The 18,129-nt window shown below is 72.5% G+C and carries 18 protein-coding genes; 5 read left to right on the top strand and 13 right to left on the bottom strand.

The window, feature by feature from the left end:
• Positions 1–83 precede the first annotated feature (83 nt).
• Positions 84–647, top strand: coding sequence for a CGNR zinc finger domain-containing protein (locus ACFQ11_RS10575; protein WP_378297833.1), 564 nt, complete (start codon positions 84–86; stop codon positions 645–647).
• Here ACFQ11_RS10575 and ACFQ11_RS10570 read toward each other — a convergent pair.
• Positions 548–985: a S24 family peptidase gene (locus ACFQ11_RS10570; protein ID WP_378297832.1), complete on the bottom strand. Its 438-nt coding sequence runs from the start codon at positions 983–985 to the stop codon at positions 548–550. The two genes, ACFQ11_RS10575 and ACFQ11_RS10570, sit on opposite strands and share 100 nt — an antisense overlap.
• A 196-nt stretch (positions 986–1,181) precedes the next feature.
• Between ACFQ11_RS10570 and sodN the strand changes: the two genes are divergently transcribed.
• The gene (gene sodN / locus ACFQ11_RS10565; RefSeq protein WP_378297831.1) at positions 1,182–1,583 is read left to right on the top strand and encodes a superoxide dismutase, Ni; all 402 of its coding nucleotides are present in this window, start codon (positions 1,182–1,184) and stop codon (positions 1,581–1,583) included.
• 219 nt (positions 1,584–1,802) lie between these two features.
• Here sodN and ACFQ11_RS10560 read toward each other — a convergent pair whose 3' ends face one another.
• The 12 genes from ACFQ11_RS10560 to ACFQ11_RS10505 all read right to left on the bottom strand — a co-directional run bounded on the left by ACFQ11_RS10560 (position 1,803) and on the right by ACFQ11_RS10505 (position 15,500).
• Positions 1,803–2,285: a GNAT family N-acetyltransferase gene (locus tag ACFQ11_RS10560; protein WP_378297830.1), complete on the bottom strand. Its 483-nt coding sequence runs from the start codon at positions 2,283–2,285 to the stop codon at positions 1,803–1,805.
• A gap of 25 nt (positions 2,286–2,310) precedes the next feature.
• Positions 2,311–3,543: an enolase C-terminal domain-like protein gene (locus tag ACFQ11_RS10555; protein WP_378297829.1), complete on the bottom strand. Its 1,233-nt coding sequence runs from the start codon at positions 3,541–3,543 to the stop codon at positions 2,311–2,313.
• Positions 3,544–3,556: 13 nt separating this feature from the next.
• Complete coding sequence (locus ACFQ11_RS10550; protein ID WP_378297828.1) at positions 3,557–6,652, bottom strand: glycoside hydrolase family 38 N-terminal domain-containing protein; 3,096 nt, start codon at positions 6,650–6,652, stop codon at positions 3,557–3,559.
• Between the two features lie 38 nt (positions 6,653–6,690).
• On the bottom strand, positions 6,691–7,524 hold the full coding sequence (locus ACFQ11_RS10545; protein ID WP_378297827.1) for a carbohydrate ABC transporter permease: 834 nt from the start codon (positions 7,522–7,524) through the stop codon (positions 6,691–6,693).
• Positions 7,521–8,495: a carbohydrate ABC transporter permease gene (locus tag ACFQ11_RS10540; RefSeq protein ID WP_378297826.1), complete on the bottom strand. Its 975-nt coding sequence runs from the start codon at positions 8,493–8,495 to the stop codon at positions 7,521–7,523. Before ACFQ11_RS10540 ends, ACFQ11_RS10545 begins: the two co-directional genes overlap by 4 nt.
• Positions 8,496–8,502: 7 nt before the next feature.
• Positions 8,503–9,774 carry an ABC transporter substrate-binding protein gene (locus ACFQ11_RS10535; RefSeq protein ID WP_378297825.1) on the bottom strand — a complete coding sequence of 424 codons (1,272 nt, stop codon included), beginning with the start codon at positions 9,772–9,774 and terminating at the stop codon, positions 8,503–8,505.
• Between the two features lie 175 nt (positions 9,775–9,949).
• Complete coding sequence (locus ACFQ11_RS10530) at positions 9,950–10,654, bottom strand: FadR/GntR family transcriptional regulator (protein ID WP_378297824.1); 705 nt, start codon at positions 10,652–10,654, stop codon at positions 9,950–9,952.
• Positions 10,655–10,697: 43 nt separating this feature from the next.
• Positions 10,698–11,630: an alpha/beta hydrolase gene (locus ACFQ11_RS10525; RefSeq protein WP_378297823.1), complete on the bottom strand. Its 933-nt coding sequence runs from the start codon at positions 11,628–11,630 to the stop codon at positions 10,698–10,700.
• A 78-nt stretch (positions 11,631–11,708) separates the two neighbouring features.
• Complete coding sequence (locus ACFQ11_RS10520) at positions 11,709–12,887, bottom strand: DUF4185 domain-containing protein (protein ID WP_378297822.1); 1,179 nt, start codon at positions 12,885–12,887, stop codon at positions 11,709–11,711.
• 41 nt (positions 12,888–12,928) lie between these two features.
• Complete coding sequence (locus tag ACFQ11_RS10515; RefSeq protein ID WP_378297821.1) at positions 12,929–13,720, bottom strand: SDR family NAD(P)-dependent oxidoreductase; 792 nt, start codon at positions 13,718–13,720, stop codon at positions 12,929–12,931.
• Positions 13,717–14,739 (bottom strand): DUF4432 family protein, encoded by a 1,023-nt coding sequence (locus tag ACFQ11_RS10510; protein WP_378297820.1) that lies wholly within the window; start codon positions 14,737–14,739, stop codon positions 13,717–13,719. Before ACFQ11_RS10510 ends, ACFQ11_RS10515 begins: the two co-directional genes overlap by 4 nt.
• Entirely contained in the window at positions 14,739–15,500 is a 762-nt protein-coding gene (locus ACFQ11_RS10505; RefSeq protein WP_378297819.1) for a phytanoyl-CoA dioxygenase family protein, read from the bottom strand. Before ACFQ11_RS10505 ends, ACFQ11_RS10510 begins: the two co-directional genes overlap by 1 nt.
• Positions 15,501–15,600: 100 nt before the next feature.
• Here ACFQ11_RS10505 and ACFQ11_RS10500 point away from each other — a divergent pair, with 100 nt between their 5' ends.
• The 3 genes from ACFQ11_RS10500 (at position 15,601) to ACFQ11_RS10490 (ending at position 18,123) form a co-directional block, all read left to right on the top strand.
• The gene (locus ACFQ11_RS10500; protein ID WP_378297818.1) at positions 15,601–16,515 is read left to right on the top strand and encodes a sugar kinase; all 915 of its coding nucleotides are present in this window, start codon (positions 15,601–15,603) and stop codon (positions 16,513–16,515) included.
• Between the two features lie 370 nt (positions 16,516–16,885).
• Positions 16,886–17,314 (top strand): ATP-binding protein, encoded by a 429-nt coding sequence (locus ACFQ11_RS10495; protein WP_378297817.1) that lies wholly within the window; start codon positions 16,886–16,888, stop codon positions 17,312–17,314.
• On the top strand, positions 17,311–18,123 hold the full coding sequence (locus ACFQ11_RS10490) for an RNA polymerase sigma factor SigF (protein ID WP_191329972.1): 813 nt from the start codon (positions 17,311–17,313) through the stop codon (positions 18,121–18,123). The genes ACFQ11_RS10495 and ACFQ11_RS10490 overlap by 4 nt, the downstream gene beginning before the upstream one ends.
• The last annotated feature ends 6 nt before the right edge of the window (positions 18,124–18,129 follow it).

Here is an 18,129-nt window from a genome sequence, read left to right as displayed (position 1 = left end):
CCGCACGAAAGGTGTAATTTCCGCCACGAGGGAATGTTCTTCGCCACTCGCCCCGCATTCGGACGACGCCGTCAGGAGCGACTGTGGATCTCGCCTCGTACGCGGACCTGGCGGTCGATCTCGTGAACACGCGGCGCCCGCACATCGACGAGCTGCACGACCTCGATGCCCTGCGGGCCCTGCTGGCGGACCGGCCGCACTTCACCGGACGCGTCGCGCGCCGCGACCTCGACGCGATGCGCGAACTGCGCGGCCTGCTCCGCGCGATCTTCGAGGCCGCCGCGGACGGCGGCACCGACGACGCGGTGCGACGGCTCAACACGCTGCTGATCCGCCAGCCGATCCATCCCCAGATCGTCCGGCACGACGACGGGACCTGGCACCTGCACTGCAACGAGCACGGCTCGGTCCCCGACCGGTACGCCGCCCGCGCCGCGATGGGCCTCGCCGCCGAGATCGACGCGCACGGCGTCGCCCGCCTCGGCCTGTGCCGGTCCCGCCCGTGCGGACGCGCCTTCTACGTCCGCTCCCCCGGCGCCGACCGCCGCTACTGCTCGGTCCGCTGCGCCGCGCGCGCCCGCGCGTCCGCCGCGCCGCGGTCGGGCCCGCCCCGCGTGACCGTCCCCCACCGCGACGGGGGCCAGTAGCGCGCGACGGCCCGCCCGAGGACGAGCCCGTCCGGGACGGCGCCGAAGTCCCAGCTGTCGCGCCGTCCGGGCGCCCGCTGGTTGTCGCTCTCCAGCCACCAGCCGTCCGGCCCCCTCCGCACCGCCCGCTTGACGATCAGCAGGTCCGGCCGCCCGGGGTGCCGCGCCACCACGACGTCCCCCGCCGCGGGCGCGCCGGTCCGGACGACGAGCCAGTCCCCCGGCCGCAGCCCCGGCAGCATCGACTCGCCCTCGACCGCGGCCGTCCGCAGCCGCCGCCGCGCCCAGCCGGCCGCCAGCGCCGCCCCGCCCAGCAGCAGGGGCCCCCAGATCCGCATGCTCCTCCTCACCTTCCGCCGCCCACGCGCATATCCGGACGGCGAGCGGTCACATCCCCGTCCAGGAAGGGTTCCGGGCCGCCCACCGGCCCGGGTCTTAGGCCGAAATACCGAGTCCCTGGCCGCACACGGCCGGGAGCACAACGGTAATGTCGGTGACCTGAGCATGATCCGCAACGAGGGAAGGGAATCGCAGGTGTTCAAGTTTCTGCGCCCGCAGACGACGGTCTCCGCGCACTGCGACCTGCCGTGTGGCGTCTACGACCCGGCGCAGGCCCGGATCGAGGCCGAGTCGGTCAAGGCGATCTGCGAGAAGTACGCCGCCAACGAGGACCCGGAGTTCCGCACTCGGGCGATCCTGATCAAGGAGCAGCGCTCCGAGCTGGTCAAGGAGCACCTCTGGGTGCTGTGGACGGACTACTTCAAGCCGCCGCACTTCGAGAAGTACCCGCAGCTCCACGAGCTGTTCAACAAGGCCACGAAGCTGGCCGGCGGTGGCGGCGGCACCAAGGCCACCATGGACGTCAAGGTGGCCGAGGAGCTGCTGTCCCACATCGCGGAGATCGACAAGATCTTCTGGGAGACCAAGCAGGGCTGAGCCCCCGCTCCTCCGGCACGGCCCGGCCCCCGACGGGGGGCCGGGCCTGCGCCGTACCGGGGATCAAGCGGCGCCCGCCCCAGCCAGAACGAACGGGCACCACTGCGATTGCGGCGAAGCCAGGTTTCGAGCGGAGCGAGAACCTGATCGCGCAGCGAGCCCCTGGGCGAGTCGGAGCGATGCAGCAATCGCACGCGGCGCCCGTTGAAGGAAGGCCCTCTAGGGCCTGACGCCGAGGGCGGCGCAATGAGCAAGGGCCTCGCCGGTCAGGCGGTAGACGGTCCACTCGTCCTGAGGGCGCGCGCCGAGGGCCTCGTAGAAGCCGATGGCCGGTTCGTTCCAGTTGAGGACGGACCACTCGACGCGCTCGTAGCCGCGCTCGTCGGCGATGCGGGCCAGCTCCGTGAGCAGGAGCCTGCCGTAGCCGCGGCCGCGGACGTCCGGTTCGACGTACAGGTCCTCGAGGTAGATGCCGTGCGTGCCGTTCCACGTGGAGAAGGTGAGGAACCACAGCGCGAACCCGACGACCCGCCCGTCGTGCTCGGCGACGTTCGCGAACACCTTGGGCTCGTCGCCGAAGAGCCGTTCGCGCAGTTGCTCCTCGGTGGCCTTCACCTCGTGGAGGGCGCGCTCGTACTCGGCGAGGTCGCGGACCAGCCGCAGGATGTCGGGGACGTCGTCGGTCGTCGCAGGTCGGATCACGGCGGTCAGGCTACCCGCCCGCAGGTCAGGCGATGGGGGCGAGGGGACGGGACGGGTCCGCCCAGCGGTCGTTCGGGACGATCGGGTACCAGCCGGGGCGGCCGGGATCGCGGTCGTAGGGGTAGCCGCCGAGCTCCCGGTAGAGCTCGGCGTACTCGGCGAGCTTGTCGCGGTCGAGTTCGACGCCGAGTCCGGGGCCGGACGGGACGCGGATGCGGCCGTCCTCGTAGCGGAACGGGCCGCCCTTGATCACGTCGTCGGCGAGGTGGTGGTAGTGGGCGTCGGCGGCGTAGGTGAGGTTGGGCAGGACGGCGCCGAGGTGCAGCATCGTGGCGAGCTGGACGCCGAGTTCACCGGACGAGTGGACGGCGACGCCGAGCTGGAAGGTCTCGCAGACGGCGGCGGCCTTCACGCAGGCGCGGATGCCGCCCCAGAAGGTGGTGTCGAGGAGGACGACGTCGGCGGCGCGGCGCAGCACGTTCGCGGCGAGCTGCGCGAAGTCGACCACGACGGTGTTGGTGGCGAGGGGGATGCGGACGCGCTCGCGGACGAGGCGGAGTCCTTCGAGGCCGAGGACCGGGTCCTCGAGGTAGTCGTTGGGGAGGTCCTCGATGGCGCGGCCGAAGCGGAGGCCCTCGTCGAGGCTGAGGACGGAGTTGGGGTCGTACCGGAAGCGGTCGCCCGGCAGGGCCTCGGCGAGCGACCGGTAACACTCCAGCTCGTGGGCGGGCGGGAAGACGCCGCCCTTGAGCTTGTGGACCGTGAAGCCGTGCTCGTGCTTGAGCGCGCGGGCGTGCTCCACGAGCTGGTCGGGCGTGCGCACCTCGGGCACGTCCCCGGCCGGGTACCGGAAGAAGAGGTACGAGGCGAACTGGACGGCGTCGCGGATGCGGCCGCCGAGAAGGTCGTGCACGGGGACGCCGAGGTGCTTGCCGACGAGGTCGAGGCAGGCGAACTCGATCGCGGCGAGGAGCTGGGTGCGGTTGTTGTAGAGCCCGGCGGTCGGATTGGCGATCTTGAAGCGGAGCGCTTCGAGTTCGAACGGGTCGTGCCCGAGCAGGTGCGGGGCGAGCGCCCGGAACGCGAGTTCGGCGCTCTCCCCGCCGCCGCCCATCTCGCCGAGCCCGACCAGGCCGTTGTCGGTCTCCACCTCGACGATGGTGCGGACGAACCGGCCCCAGTGGGCGCCGTTGCTGTGCAGCAGGGGCGCCTCAAGGGGCACGGTGACGGTGGTGGCCCGGATGTCCGTGATCTTCATTTCTCCCCGCTCCTCAACGCCGAACCGTGACGGTGGCGACGCCGCACGCGGGCAGCCGGACCGTCGTCGTGCCGTCCCGGACGGGCAGGTCCGCCGGGTCCCGCTCCAGCCCCGCCGATACGCGCGCCCGGGTGAAGCCGGGAACGTGCAGGCGCGTCTCCACCGGGCCTGCCGCGAGGGACTGGAGGCGGACCGCCAGGCCCTCGCCGTCGCGGGCGCGGCCGACGGACGTGACGAGCACGTCGGGGTCGTCGACGCGCAGGAACTCGCCCGCCTCGGCCGGAGCCGTCCCGGTGGCGAGGGTCGCGACGAACGGGTCGGTGAGCCCGGCGGCGGTGCGGGCGCCGAGGCGGCGGCCCGACGTCCCGGCGGCCGAGGCGAACGCGTACCGGAAGGTCGTCTCGCCCTGCTGCTGGGACGGGAAGTTCGTGTCCCAGATGTTGTTGAGGGCCCACGAGTAGACGGTGCCGTCCTCGCGGTCGAGGGTCGGCGGGAACGGCGCGTACGGCATGTGGATGGAGCCGAACTGGACGAGCGGCGCCTCGAGCGTCGCCCACGCGACGGTGAGGCCGGGGTCCTCGAACGCGACCCAGTGCCGGATGGGCCGCATGTGCTCGGCCGACCCCGGGACGTTCGGGACGTGCGTCCCGCCGACGCCGCCGGTCAGCTCCCACGCGGCGGGCGGGCCCTCGACGGCGAACGGGAACGCGAAGAACACCGCCTCCTTCGCGGCGGTGGGCTGCTTGCCGAGCCGGAACCGGACGTCGACGCGCGGGACGTCCGTCCACAGGTCGACGGTCGTGCGGAGCCGGTCGACGCCCTTGCCGAGGGCGTCGACGACGAGGCGCTCGCCGGCGGGGGTGCGCTCGCGGCGGACGACGGTCGCGTGGGTCGCGATCGCGCGGTCGCCCAGCATCGTCGTGTCGTGCACGAGCATGTGCCCGGACATGTGGTTGAAGTGCGGGGCGGTCGCGTACCGGTCGTAGACGTACTGGCCGAAGCCCGCGACGGAGCCGGCGTTCACGAGTTCGCGGCCCGCGGACTTGTCGAACACCGAGGCGATGTGGCCCTCGCGGACGTCGAACACGACGCGGTAGTGCGCGTTCTCGATCGTCGCGTCGGCGGTGCCGAGGTCGGCGGGTTCCGGCGCCGGCTCGGACGCGCGGACGACGTCGAGGCGGACGTGCCCGTGGCCGGGGAGGTCGCGGACGATCGCGTCGAGGTGCCGGCCGATCGGCCGGGTCGGCCACTCGTCCGGATCGACCTCCTCCTCGCGGTGCGGGACGGGTTCGCCGGTGCGGGCGTCGACGAGGGCGATCGGGACGTCCACGGGGACGACGTCGCGGGGCAGGAACGCGCGGGCGACGTCGGTGCGGGCGGCGGTGCCGGGGTTGACGACGACGAACGAGGCGAGCGCGTCCGGTCCGGGCCCGAAGGTGGCGCCGATGCGGCGGGCGGCGGACTGCAGGAGGTCGAGCGCGTCGTCGTGGGCCTGGTAGCCGACCTGCGACTTGCGGGTCCACTGGAGGGCGCCGGAGTCGCCGCCCTCCTCGGCGTCCTCCCACGGGTTCGCGGCGCCCCACGTGTGCTCGTCGAACAGCGCGGCCCCGTCGTAGGCGGCGTCGATCGCCGCCGTGGCGCCGGTGCGGTCGCCGCTGCGCTCGTCCGCGAACGCGTGCAGGGTCTCGGCGGCCCGCAGGACGTTCTGGGCGCGGCGCACGTATCCGAGGGGGCGGGCGCCGGAGCCGAGCCCGTCGGCCCACCAGTCGGTCCAGTCGCCCTCGTGCACCTGGAGCCGGTCGGCGTGGTGCTCCTCGACGTGGGAGAAGAAGTCGGCGTTGACGGCGGACCGCAGCCGCGGGTACGCCCAAATCTCGTTCCAGCGGTGCGCGATGTCGGCGGGGACGATGGACGGGCCCGCGTTGTCGGCGTGCGCGCCCTGGACCCGCAGGTGGACGGCGTCCAGGACGTCGGGGTCCTTGGCGGCGCCGACCTGGCCGGGCGCGGCGTACCAGCCGAACGTGCCGGGCCCGTAGGGGTAGGGGCGGTCGGCGAGGGCCGCCAGGTAGCGGGGCAGCAGGTCCTCGGCGAGGTCGTAGCCGTCGACGAGCCCGACCGTGTTGCCCTCCATGTACGCCATGCCGTGCGGGGTGTCGGTGAACCACACGAGCAGTTCGCCGCCGCCCGGGGAGCGCCAGCGGAACGGGCGCCCGAGCTTGTCTCCGCCGGTCACGTAGGGAACCGAGCGTCCGGCCCAGTTGTGCGCGGCGGCCAGGTACCGGACGCCCGCCGCGTTGAGCGCGTCGACGGTGCCGACGACGGCGCCGGGGACGTCGGTGTGCATCGCCGAGCGGACCTCGATGCCGTGCTCGCGGCGCAGGTCCTCGACGAAGCGGAGCTGCCGGTACAGCTCCTCGGTGGAGCACGCCTCCAGGTGGAGCTGCATCGGGAACGCGGTGATCTCGATGTTCCCGGCCCGCACCCGCTCGACGAACTCGGCGACCTGGTCGTCCGGCCGGGTGGCGAGCCAGCGCAGCGCGGGCAGCGACGACTCGACCGACCAGCGGAACCGGGCGTCGTCGGGGCGCCCGTCGGTCTCCCGGGCGAGGCGCAGCGCCGCGTCGAGGTAGTCGAGATGGTGCCGCAGGACGGTGCCCTGCGTGTCGGTGTAGCCGATGTCGAGGTGCGAGTGGTGGACGACGAACACGGTCCACTTGCGCTGCGGCGTGATGTCGAGGGGCGCGGCGCCGACGAGGCCGCCGCCGTCCCGCAGTTCGAGGGTGACGCGGCGGGGGGCGTCGACCTCGGGGACGAGGAGGGTGACCGCGGGACCGTCGGCGGGGGCGGACGCCAGGACGGCGCCGTCGTCGACGAGGGCGACCTCGAGCCCGCCGCCGGTGCGGCCGTCCGCACCGGCCGCGTGCAGGGTCAGCCGGACGGCCTGCCGGAGGCCGCCGGCCGGGTCCCGCTGGAACAGCGGCAGGACGGCGGCGCGGACCGACAGCCCGCGGACGGCGAGGACTTCGGCGGACGTGTCGCGGCGCAGCGCGTCGCGGATCCCGTCATAGTCGGGCGAGCCGAGGCTCGCCTGGAGCAGGCGACTCGTCATCGTTCAGCGTTTTCCTTCGGGGAGCCGAGTACGGGGGGTCAGAACTGGGCGAGCGTGAGCCCGCGGGTGAACAGCCGTTGCGTGGCGAGGAACAGCACGACGGTGGGGAGGGAGACGACGAGGCCGGCGGCGAGCGCGATCGGCACGGGCGTCCCGGCGTACACGTCGGTGGTGAGCGCGGACAGTTCCGCCCAGACCGGGCGGACGGTCTCCGACTGCGACAGCGTCAGCCCGAACAGCAGGTCGTTCCAGACGTAGGTGAACTCGAGGATGAACACGGCGGCCAGGGCCGCGGACGACAGCGGCAGGTAGATGCGCCAGAAGATGCGGAAGGTGGACGCGCCGTCCAGCCGCGCCGCCTCGAAGATCGAGACGGCGACGCCGCCGAAGAAGTTGCGCATGACCAGCGCGGCCAGCGGCACGCTGATCGCCGTGTAGACGATGACCAGGCCGAGCTGGCTGTCGTACAGCGACACGCGGCTGTACCCGACGAACAGCGGGATCAGCAGCATCTGGAACGGCACGACGGTCCCCGCGAAGATCACCACGAACCACAGGAAGCCGTGCCGGAGCCGCAGCACGACGATCGCGTATCCGGCGAGCGCGCCGAGCAGCACCGCGATCGCGGGCGACACGATGCTGTACAGCAGGGTGCTCAGCAGCGTGCTCCCGACGTCGGTGCGCTCCCACGCCTCGGCGACGTTGTCGAACAGCCCGATCGAGGTGGGCGGCGACACCGCGTCGGACGCGTCGTAGTCCTCGGCCGGACGGACGGAGTTCGCCACCACGAGGTAGGTGGGGAACAGCCACACCAGCCCGAGCACGACCAGGATCACGCGCCGGACCGTTCCGGTGAGCAGGCGGGCGTTCATGAGTTCTCCTTGCCGGCCTGGTGGCGGAGGTAGACGTAGGAGGCGAGACCGGTGACGGTCGTGAGCACCACCGCGATCGCCGACCCGTAGCCGTACGACCCGGCGACGAACACCTCGCGGTACATCGTCACGGCGAGCGTCTCGGACGAGCGTCCGGGGCCGCCCTGCGTCATCACCCAGACGATGTCGAAGGTCTTCAGGCTCGCGACGAGCGCGAGGCCGAACACGACCGTGGTGATCGGGCGCATCAGCGGCCAGATGACGTGCCGGAACATGCTCCAGCCGGACGCGCCGTCGATGCGGGCGGCCTCGATCGGGCCCCGCGGGATGGACTGCAGGCCGACGACGAACAGCAGCATGTTGACGCCGAGCTGCTGCCACGTCCACACGACGATCATCGCGACCGTGTTGAGCGGGCCGTCCTGCAGGAACGCGGTGTCGCCGCCGGGCATCCCGAGGAACGTGAGGATCTGGTTCGCCATGCCGTCCGGCTGGAGGATGAAGCCCCAGATGACGCCGAGGCCCGCACCGGACATCGCGTACGGGAGCAGGAACGGCAGCCGGAACCACGCGCCTCCCTTGATGTCGTACGACAGCACGGCGACGAGCAGCCCGAGCCCGACGGGCAGCACGACCGTCCCGGCGACCCACAGCAGCGTGTTGCGGATGGAGACGAGCAGGGCGTCGTCCTCGAACAGCCGCCGGTAGTTGTCGACACCGGTGAACTCGGGGGAGGCGAGCCCGTCGTACGCGGTGAAGCTCAGGTAGACCGTCCACAGGAACGGCAGGTAGAGCAGCACCGCGACGAACAGGACGGCGGGGGACGCGTACAGGTGCGGGAACCGGCCGTGCAGGGCGAATCCCGCCCCGGCCCGGCCGCTCCCGCCGGGCCGCCGGCGCCCGCCGGACGGCCCGGTCCCGCGCGCGCCCGCTTTCACCGGGCGGTCGGCGGTGGCGTTGTGGGTGGTCATGGGGTGCTCAGCTTCCGGCCTTCTGCTGCTTCCAGTACCGGTCGTTGGCCTTCTGGATCGTCCGCAGCACCTCCATGTACGAGCCGGGCTCGTTGAGGAACTTGTCGAACGCGCTGAGCGCTTCCGTCAGGACGGGTGACGGCGTGGCCTCGAAGTACCGCAGGACGAGCCGGTTCTCGTCGCTCGTCGCCTTCTCGGCGACCTCGCCCAGTTCCGGGTCGGCGATCTTCACCTTGGGGTTGGCCGACACGTCGCCGCGCGCGTTCGCCCACTTCTCCTGGGCCTCGGCGCTCGTCCACCACTTCAGGTACTTCTCGCTGGACTCCGGCGACGGCGCCTTCTTCAGCGAGCACAGCGGCCCGCTCTCGAAGATCAGGGACCGTTTCGGCAGGTCGGGGTTCACGTTGGGGACGAGGAAGAAGCCGTAGTCCTTCCCGAGGTCGAGTCCGCGCTGGGTCATGCTGGTGTTGAACCAGGTGCCGCTCATGACCATGGCGGCGTCGCCGGACTTGAAGTGGTCGGCGGGGTCGGCCTTGTCGCCGGGTTCGGTGAGGTAGCCCTTGTCGATGAGCCCCTTCCACTGCTCCATCACCTTGACGACGCCCGGGTCGGTGTAGGACGCCCGCCCCTTCGACAGCCGGTCGTACAGCTCGGGGTCGGTGCCCGCGAGGAGCTGCTCGAACCAGACGAACGAGAACAGCGACGTCGGCGTCGTCTGGTGGAACGGGACCTGCCCGGCGGCCTTGAGCTTCGCGGCGGCGTCCATCAGCTCGTCCCAGGTCTCGGGCGGCTCGAGGTCGTGCTCCTCGAAGACCTTCTTGTTGTAGAACATCCCCCAGTAGGCGGTGTTCAGGGGGACGCAGTACTGCTTGCCGTCGATGGTGTAGTACTGGCGGAGCTGCTCGGTGAGGTCACCGGCCTCGATGCCCTGCGACCAGATGCCGGTGGTCTCCGCGACCTGGTCCAGTTCGACGATCTCGCGGAGCCGCTCCCCCGTCGTCCAGGTGAACAGGTCGGGCTTGACGTTGGTGCGGAACGACGACTTGATGAACGCCGTGTAGGCGGGTTCGTCGGTGTAGCCGACCGGCTCCATGCCGATGCCGGTGCGCTGCTCGCCGAGCTTCGCCATCTGCTCGAAGTACGGCTTCCACGCGCCCTTGTCGTTGTACAGCTTGAGGTGGTTCGGATCGCCGGACCCGCCGCCGGAGCCGCAGCCGGCGGCGAGCAGCAGCGCGCCCGTGGCGAGCGCGGTCACCCGCAGTCGCTTCGTTGACGACATGGTGAGCCTCCTTCATCGGGGGGCGCCCGATCGGGGTGGGGATCGGGAGGTTCGGGGGTGGGAGTGGTGGGAGGGGTCGGTGAACGGGCCGTGCGGCCCTGTCCGGCCGGACGGCTGTTTCCGTGGATGTGCGGGATGTGCGGGACGTTCGGAACGTCCGGGATGTGCGGGCGGCTCAGCCGAGCCGCTGTTCGATCACGTGCTTGACGTCGGCGAGGTGGGCGCGCATGAGGTGCTCCGCCTCGCCGTCCGCGCCCCGCTCGATCGCGCCGAGGATCGCCCGGTGCTCCTCGTAGTCGCGGGTGCGGTCGTCGAAGATCCGCTGTATCTCGCGCTGCTCGGAGGCGTGCACCTTCAGCAGCGAGTCGATGACCTCGCACAGGACGGAGTTCCCGGCGGCCCCGGCGGTGGCGCGGTGGAACGCCATGTTCGCCTCGTGCAGCCGCGCCTCGGCCTCCTGCGCGTCGGCGGTGAGGTTCCGGCCCGCCTCGTCCAGGACGGCGCGGAGCCGCCCGAGGTCGTCGGGGGCGCACCGCCGCGCGGCCTGCGCGGCCAGCGGCGGCTCGATCAGCAGCCGGGCGTCCAGCAGGTGCAGCACCCGCTCGCCGTCGAGCGTCCGGGCGTTCGGGTTCGCGATGACGACGCGTTCCAGGTCGGCGCCGACGTAGATGCCCGAGCCGTGCCGGAGCTGGATCGCCCCGGTCGCCTCGAGCCGGCGCAGCGCCTCCCGCAGCGTCGGCGTGGTCACCGCGAACCGCTGCGACAGCTCCCGCGCCGAGGGCAGCCGGTCGCCCGGGCGCAGGCCGTCCGCCCTGATCAGCTCCAGCATCCGCTCGGTCAGAGCGTCCGCCAGGCTCGGCCGGGCCACATCCTGTGCCATCGCCACCTCGTTCCCAGAAGGTCAAGTCATCTAATCACTTAGTTTACGGAGCTGTCCATAGGTTCCGCCGCAGGACGTCCCGCTGCTCGGCGAACGCCCGCCGGGCGGCGTCCGCCGAGAGCACCCCGTCGAACCCGTGGCACACCCCGGGCACGTGCCGCAGCTCGGTCGGCACCCGCGCCTCGATCAGCCGCCGCGCGTACTCCAGGGCCTCGTCGCGCAGCGGGTCGAACTCGGCGGCCAGGACGTACGCCGGCGGCAGCCCCGCCAGATCGCCGGCCCGCGCGGGCGCCGCGTACGGGGTGGCGGGCCGTCCGCCCAGGTAGTGCCGCCACATGTGCGCCGCGTCCGTCCGGTTGAACAGCGGCGGGTCGGTGAACGCGCGCATCGACGGGGTGTCCATGCGGTCGTCCAGGACCGGGTACAGCAGCATCTGGAACGCGAGCGGCGGGCCGCCCTCGTCCCGCGCCCGCAGCGCGTCCGCCGCCGCGAGCGCGCCGCCGGCGCTGCCGCCGCCCACCGCGACCCGCGCGGGGTCGCCGCCGAAGCCGGACGCGTGCGCCTGCGCCCACGTCGTCGCCGCGTGGCAGTCGTCCAGGCCCGCCGGGAACGGGTGCTCGGGCGCCAGCCGGTAGCCGACCGACACCACCGCGATCCCCTCCTCCCCCGCGAACGCGAGGCAGCGGCCGTGCTCGTTCTCCAGGCCGCCGGTGACGAACCCGCCCCCGTGGAAGTACACGAGGACGGGCGTCGGGCCCGCGGCCCGCACCGGCCGGTAGATCCGGACGGGCACGGGCGGCGCGCCCGGGATCGTCCGGTCGGTGACCTCGACCCGGAAGTCCCCCGCGGGCTCCTCGAGCGCCGCCACGAGGGCGCGCATCGCGGCGCGCGCCGTCACGGGATGCTCCAGCCCCACGTAGGGCGCGCCCTCCAGCGCGTCGGCGAGCTGGCGGTCGAGCCCCGGCGGCATGGACATGGGCACCTCCGAAAGGTCGTCAAGGGCGCTCCCCCGGGCAGGGAGGAAGCCCGGGGGAGCGCTGGGGGGAAGGTCAGGTCAGCCGCTCACCGGCAGGTCGATGTAGCGGGGGCGGTAGATGCTGACGTACCGGTAGTTGTCGTTGACGCCGTCGTCCTTCGCGTCGTCCAGCGTGTTGACGTTGTAGGAGATCACCAGGTTGCCGTCGGACGACAGCGACGCGTGCTGGTGCGCGTTGTAGGTGTAGACGTCGGGCCAGGAGCCCGTCTCCGGCGTCGTGTAGACGGCCCGCTCGGCGGTGAAGGGGCCTTCGGCGGAGCACGACAGCGAGATGTCGATCTCGGCGCCGAACGCGTACTCGGTGTCCTGGTTGACGAGGATGTAGTGGGCGCCGCGCCGGGTGACGCTGAACTCGTTGGAGATGCCGCTCATCTGGCGGACGGAGTCGGTCTCGCGGGACGACCAGCCGCCCGCCGTCCGGTAGCTCCACGTGCCGCGCAGATCGTCGCCGCGCACCCGGGCGACGTGCAGGTACTTGGTGTTCTTCTGCGTGTCGGGGTCGATGTAGTCCTCGGTGCCGTAGATGTAGGTGTACCCGCCGTCCTCCAGCAGAGCCGAGCCCCACTGGACGCCGATCGCCGACGGCATCGCCTGGACGCTCTTCGGGTCGGACAGGTCCGCGGTGGAGAAGCGCGCGAGGACGTTGCGCTTCCACTTCAGGTCCCAGGACGTCCCGTTGCCGGGGTCCGGGTCGTAGTACTCGCGGTAGAGCTGCTGGACCTCGGATCCGTGCTGGGTGAGGTCGCCCGCCCAGTACCAGTGGGCGGGCTGCGGCGGCGGCATGGGCGCCTCCGGGTCCGCGGAGGTCCCGCCGATGACGGTCCGCAGCGCCCCGTTCGTGCCCTGCACGACGAACGAGTTGTTGATGAACGGTGTCGTCCCGCCCTCCTCGACCACGGGCGGGCGGGACCCGTCCTCGTTGACCTTGCCGAGGAACGTGTCGGAGTAGGCGAAGACGATGCGGCCGTCGGACAGCTTCAGCGAGTACGTCGTGTCGCCGCCCGTCCAGTCGTCGAGCCGTGCGTTGCTGTTGCCGTAGTCGGTGAACTTCCAGTTCATCGCGAGGTTCTGCGTCGCGGTGCCGAACGTCGGCGCGGGACGTCCCGAGCAGACCGGGCCGGCCTGGGCGGCCGCCGGGGCCGCGGGCACGACCACCAGCCCGGCCGCGACGGCGAGTGCGAGAGCGGATCTGGACATGCGGTACCTCCGTTGGGGGGTTCGGACGGATACAGCGGGGCTCAGTTCTCCGGCAGGGCCGCCGGGTTGCGGGCGAGGAGGCCGCCGTCGACGCGGTGTTCGGCGCCGGTGACGAACGACGAGCGCGGGCCGGCCAGGAACGCCACCACCTCGGCGACCTCCTCCGGACGGGCGACGCGCCCGAGCGGGTGCGCGCGGCCCCACTCGGCGACCTGCGAGTCCTGGTCCGCGCCGCCGCGGAACAGGTCCGCGGCCCAGCGCAGCATGGGGGTGTCGACCGACCCCGGGCACACCGTGTTCGCTCGGATCCCGTCGGCCGCGTGGTCGAGGGCCATCGCCCGCGTCAGCGCGTTGATCGCGGCCTTGCTGGCGCTGTAGGCGGCGACGCCCGCCTGGGACACGAACGCCTGCACCGACGACACCGTGACGATCGTCCCGCCGCCGCGGCGCCGCAGCTCGGGGACCGCCGCCCGGCACGAGAGGAAGACGCCCTTGACGTTCACGTCCAGGACCTCGTCCCACGTCTCCTCCGACGTGTCCTCGACCGTCCCGTAGCGCTGCACCCCCGCGCAGGTCACCACGGTGTCGAGACCGCCGTGCTCGGTCACGGCCGTCCGCACCAGCGCGGCGGCCGCGTCCGCGTCCCGCACGTCGGCGACCACGCCGGTGACGGTGCGTCCCGCCGCGCGCAGCTCCTCCTCGGCGGCGCGCACCCCGTCGACCCCGCAGAACACCACGGCCGCCCCCGCATCGGCGAGACGCTCCACCACGGCCCGTCCGATCCCCAGCGACCCGCCGGTGACCAGCGCGACCTTGCCCTCGAACTCGCTCACCCCGTGCTCCCCTCGATGACGCGCGCGCGCAGCCACATCCGCCGCACCGCCCGCGGGCCCAGCTTCAGCGCCGTCCCGTTCTCCACCGCCGCCGCCAGCCCGTCGGTCGGGTAACCGGCGAACGGCTCGAGCCCGACCACGTACGCGCGGCCCCACCACGGGTGGCCGGCGGTCGCCCCGAGTTCCTGCCACAGCCACAGGTGCGGCAGCACGGACGCGTCCCACCGCACGTTCAGCCCCAGCCCGTCCGCGGGATCGACCACCGCGTACTCGTCGAGATCGGTGAGGTAGACGATCTCACTCGGTTCGCCCCTCGCGGGGACGACGCTCAGGTCGACCGTCCCGCCGCCGTCCGCGGGCACGTGCGGCCACCGGTAGGGGCCGCCCGCGCGCACCCGGCGCCCGCCCGGCGCGATCGGGGCGTCGTGCGGGACGACCCGCGCTCCGTCCGGCACGCGGATCCGGTGGCCGGGCTTGAGGAAGGGCGCACCGAACACGATGTGGTGGCCCCACATGACGTCCAGCTCGACGTCGGAGCCGTTCGCCAGTTCCTCCTCGACGACCAGCTCGGTGTCCCCCGCGACCAGCCGGAACGTCTTGACGACCCGCAGAGGCATCCGGCGCGCGCGCACGCTGAACCGAACGGCGACTTCACGTTCGTCATCGGCGACGATCTCCGCGTCCCACGGCAGCCCGGCGACCTCGCCGTGCTGGGCGAGCCGCGCGCCCCGGTAGACGCTCGGTGCGCCGCCGTTCGGCAGGACCTCCTGCCAGCCGCCCTCGTAGTGGTCGAGGAACGCCGCGACGTCGTCGCCCGCGCCGCCCGCGACGTCCCGCGGATCGCGCAGCCCGTCGGGCGACCACCACACGAAGTCCATGTCGCGCGGCTTGTAGAGGAACTCGACGACATCGCCGCCCTTGCCGGCCAGCAGGGTCACCCGCACCAGCTCGTTCTCCAGCACGAAGGCGCGCAGGCCCGCCAGGGTGATCTCCCGCAGGCGGGCGCCCCAGTTCCGCATCACGCCCAGCTCTCGGCGCCCCGGAACGCGAAGTGCTCGCCCGCCACGTAGCGGGGCCGCGGCCGGTACTCGTTCACTCCGCGCTCGCCCCGCAGATGCAGCGCGGACGGGAACGGCGACGGCTCCGCCGTGATCTTCGTGGACGTCGGGATGTACCGGATCGTCAGCCCGCACCGCCGGTACGGCGAATTGTTGGCGTTGCTCCCGTGCATGATGTTCGGGTGGTGGACTTCGACGTCCCCCGGTTCCAGCACCAGGTCCACGGCCTCGCTCTCGTCCACCTCCCGCGCGCTCTCGACCCCGAACACGGCCTCGGCGTCCTCGCGCTCCCGCACCTCGTGCAGCCCGCCGCGGTGACTGCCCGGGATGACCCGCAGGCAGCCGTTCTCCGGCGTCGAACGGTCGACGGCCAGCCACAGCGTCACCACCCGCATCGGCTCGAGCGGCCAGAACGAGCCGTCCTGGTGCCAGAGCACGGCCTTGCCCGTGTAGGGCGGCTTCGCGATGTACGCCGACGCGAACAGGGCGATGTCGGGACCGACGAACCGCTCCGCGACGTCCAGCAACCGGTCGTCCGACACGAGCCGCACCCAGAAGGGGTCCTCGGCCACGAGCTCGGTCGACAGGTCCTCGCCGCCCCGCCCGGGATGCCGCGCCTGCAGCCAGCGGACGTGCTCGTCCGCCTCGGCGATCAGGTCGGCGTCCAGCACGTTACGGAAGATCGCGTAGCCGTCCGTCTCGTAGCGCTGCATCGGATCCATCGGGCCCTCCATGGCGTGTGAAGCACGGCACATGAAGTGTTAGTCATCAGATCACTTGTTGTCTAGATGTATCGTCGCCCCATCACAGACGGGAGCCGCCATGCAGAACATCCGCGTCGCGCTGATCGGCGAGTGCATGATCGAACTGAGCCACCTCGCGCCCGACCGGCTGGCGATCGGCTACGCTGGCGACGCCTACAACGTGGCCGTGTACCTCGCCCGCTCCGCACCCGTCGACGTCCAGTTCGTCACGGCCGTCGGCGACGACCCCTACAGCGCCCAGATGCGCGCCGCCTGGGCCGCCCACAACGTCGGCTCCGCCCACACCCGCGTGATCCCGGGCGGCCAGCCGGGCCTCTACCTCATCCGCACCGACGACCACGGCGAGCGGACCTTCCACTACTACCGATCACAGTCCGCCGCCCGTTCGCTCTTCGGCCCCGGGCACCCCGACGAACTCGACGACGCCCTCGCCGGCCACGACCTCGTCTACCTGTCGGGCATCACCCTGTCGATCCTCACCACGTCCGCCCGCGCCCGCCTCCTCGGCGTCCTCGACGAGACCCGCCGCCGCGGCGGCCGCGTCGCCTTCGACGGCAACTACCGCCCCGCGGGCTGGCCGTCGCCGAACCTCGCCGCCCTCGCCGTGTCGGACGTCCTGGCCCGCACCGACATCGCCCTCCCCACCTTCGAGGACGAACGCGCCCTGTTCGGCGACCGCACCCCCGAGGACACCGTCCGCCGCCTCCGCGCGTCCGGCATCACCGAGATCGCCGTCAAGCTCGGCCCCCGGGGCAGCCTCATCGCCGACGCCCGCACCACCGAGCCGGTGCCCGCCCGCCACGTCGCGAACGTCGTCGACACGACGGCCGCCGGGGACTCCTACAACGGCGCCTACCTGGCCGCCCGCCTCACCGGCGCCCCCCGCCGCCGGGCCGCCGAATCCGCGACCGCCCTGGCCGCCGAGGTCATCACCCACCGGGGAGCCCTCCTCCCCGCCCCCGCCACGACCTGACCGCCCGCCGGACGTGAGCGATCGCACCCTCGCGCCCCGCCGTCACCGAAGGTCCGCTCCGCCCGGAGCCGCAAAATCTCGACCAGGTTTCACCCAAACGGCCCGCGCCCCGGCGGCCCTCGCCACCCTGACCGCGCCCGCCCGCGGGGCAGGGCGCCCGCCCCGGCCGTCACCCCCGCCGGAGCGGACCTGCGATCGCCCGCGAAGCCGGATCCGAACGGAGCGGGAACCCGTTCGCGAAGCGGCCGCCGGGCGCGGTCCCGGGGCCGCTCCCCGCCACCAACGCCACAAACACGCGAGTTGGAGTCTCGCGGAGTGCTTCGCAGGCGGTAGTTTCGAAGGCAGCGGGACCATCCTGCGAGGGAGTGACGTGACCGAGGAAACCGCTGCAATGCCGGCCAGTACGAAGTTGTCCGTCCGCGACGTGGTGACGGTGAAGTTGCCCGCCGCGAGCGCGTACCTGTCCGTCCTGCGTACCGCCACCGCGGGGCTCGCCGCGCGGCTGGACTTCACGCTGGACGAAATCGAGGACCTGCGCATCGCGGTCGACGAGGCGTGCGCGATGCTGCTGGCCCAGGCCGTCCCGGGGACGGACCTGTCGTGCGAGTTCGAGCTGACCGGGGAGGCGATGCGCATCTCCGTGTCGGTGCTGACCGTGGACGGCCGGGAGCCCAGCCGTGACACGTTCGCGTGGACGGTCCTGTCGTCGCTGGCCGGCGAGGTGGACGCGCGTGCGGGCTCCGACGACCGGGTCACCGTGACGCTGCAGAAGCGGCGCGGTGCGGGTGGGGCCCAGTGACGGAGAAGACGACCCTGGCGGGCGAGGACAACGAGCGGTCCGAGAGCGCGGTCCCGGACCGCGCCCGGGCGCGCGCCCTGTTCGAGCGCCTCGCCGAGCTGCCGGAGGGCGACCCGGAGCGCCAGCGCATCCGCGACCAGCTCGTGGAGCTGCACCTGCCCCTGGTGGAGTACCTCGCGCGGCGGTTCCGCAACCGCGGCGAGTGGCTGGACGACCTCATCCAGGTCGCCACGATCGGGCTGATCAAGTCGATCGACCGGTTCGATCTGGAGCGCGGCGTGGAGTTCTCCACCTACGCGACGCCGACGATCGTCGGCGAGATCAAGCGGCACTTCCGCGACAAGGGCTGGGCGGTCCGGGTGCCGCGCCGGCTGCAGGAGCTGAAGCTGTCGCTCACCAAGGCGATCAGCGACCTGGCGCAGCGGGAGGGCCGCGCGCCGACGGTCAGCGAGCTGGCCGCCCACCTGCAGATGAGCGAGGAGGAGGTGCTGGAGGGCCTGGAGTCGGCGAACGCCTACTCCACGGTGTCCCTGGACGCACCGGACTCCGGTGACGAGGACGCCCCCGCGGTGGCGGACTCGCTCGGCATGGTGGACGAGTCGCTGGAGGGCGTCGAGTACCGCGAGTCCCTCAAGCCGCTGCTGGAGAAGCTGCCCGCGCGGGAGAAGAAGATCCTGCTGCTGCGGTTCTTCGGCAACATGACGCAGTCGCAGATCGCGGCCGAGCTCGGCATCTCGCAGATGCACGTGTCGCGGCTGCTCGCGCGGACGCTGGCGCAGCTCCGCGAAGGGCTGACGGCGGACGAGTGACCCGTG

The organism is Actinomadura sediminis, from assembly GCF_042675525.1.
Lineage (GTDB): Bacteria > Actinomycetota > Actinomycetes > Streptosporangiales > Streptosporangiaceae > Spirillospora > Spirillospora sediminis.
This window is presented reverse-complemented; position numbering and strand designations above follow the sequence as displayed.

Coding starts and splice junctions, on each gene's coding strand:
- ACFQ11_RS10570 (WP_378297832.1), bottom strand. CDS start 985: ATGCGGATCTGGGGGCCCCTGCTGCTGGGCGGGGCGGCGCTGGCGGCC.
- ACFQ11_RS10555 (WP_378297829.1), bottom strand. CDS start 3,543: ATGAAGATCACGGACATCCGGGCCACCACCGTCACCGTGCCCCTTGAG.
- ACFQ11_RS10550 (WP_378297828.1), bottom strand. CDS start 6,652: ATGACGAGTCGCCTGCTCCAGGCGAGCCTCGGCTCGCCCGACTATGAC.
- ACFQ11_RS10545 (WP_378297827.1), bottom strand. CDS start 7,524: ATGAACGCCCGCCTGCTCACCGGAACGGTCCGGCGCGTGATCCTGGTC.
- ACFQ11_RS10540 (WP_378297826.1), bottom strand. CDS start 8,495: ATGACCACCCACAACGCCACCGCCGACCGCCCGGTGAAAGCGGGCGCG.
- ACFQ11_RS10535 (WP_378297825.1), bottom strand. CDS start 9,774: ATGTCGTCAACGAAGCGACTGCGGGTGACCGCGCTCGCCACGGGCGCG.
- ACFQ11_RS10530 (WP_378297824.1), bottom strand. CDS start 10,654: ATGGCACAGGATGTGGCCCGGCCGAGCCTGGCGGACGCTCTGACCGAG.
- ACFQ11_RS10525 (WP_378297823.1), bottom strand. CDS start 11,630: ATGTCCATGCCGCCGGGGCTCGACCGCCAGCTCGCCGACGCGCTGGAG.
- ACFQ11_RS10520 (WP_378297822.1), bottom strand. CDS start 12,887: ATGTCCAGATCCGCTCTCGCACTCGCCGTCGCGGCCGGGCTGGTGGTC.
- ACFQ11_RS10510 (WP_378297820.1), bottom strand. CDS start 14,739: ATGCGGAACTGGGGCGCCCGCCTGCGGGAGATCACCCTGGCGGGCCTG.
- ACFQ11_RS10505 (WP_378297819.1), bottom strand. CDS start 15,500: ATGGATCCGATGCAGCGCTACGAGACGGACGGCTACGCGATCTTCCGT.
- ACFQ11_RS10500 (WP_378297818.1), top strand. CDS start 15,601: ATGCAGAACATCCGCGTCGCGCTGATCGGCGAGTGCATGATCGAACTG.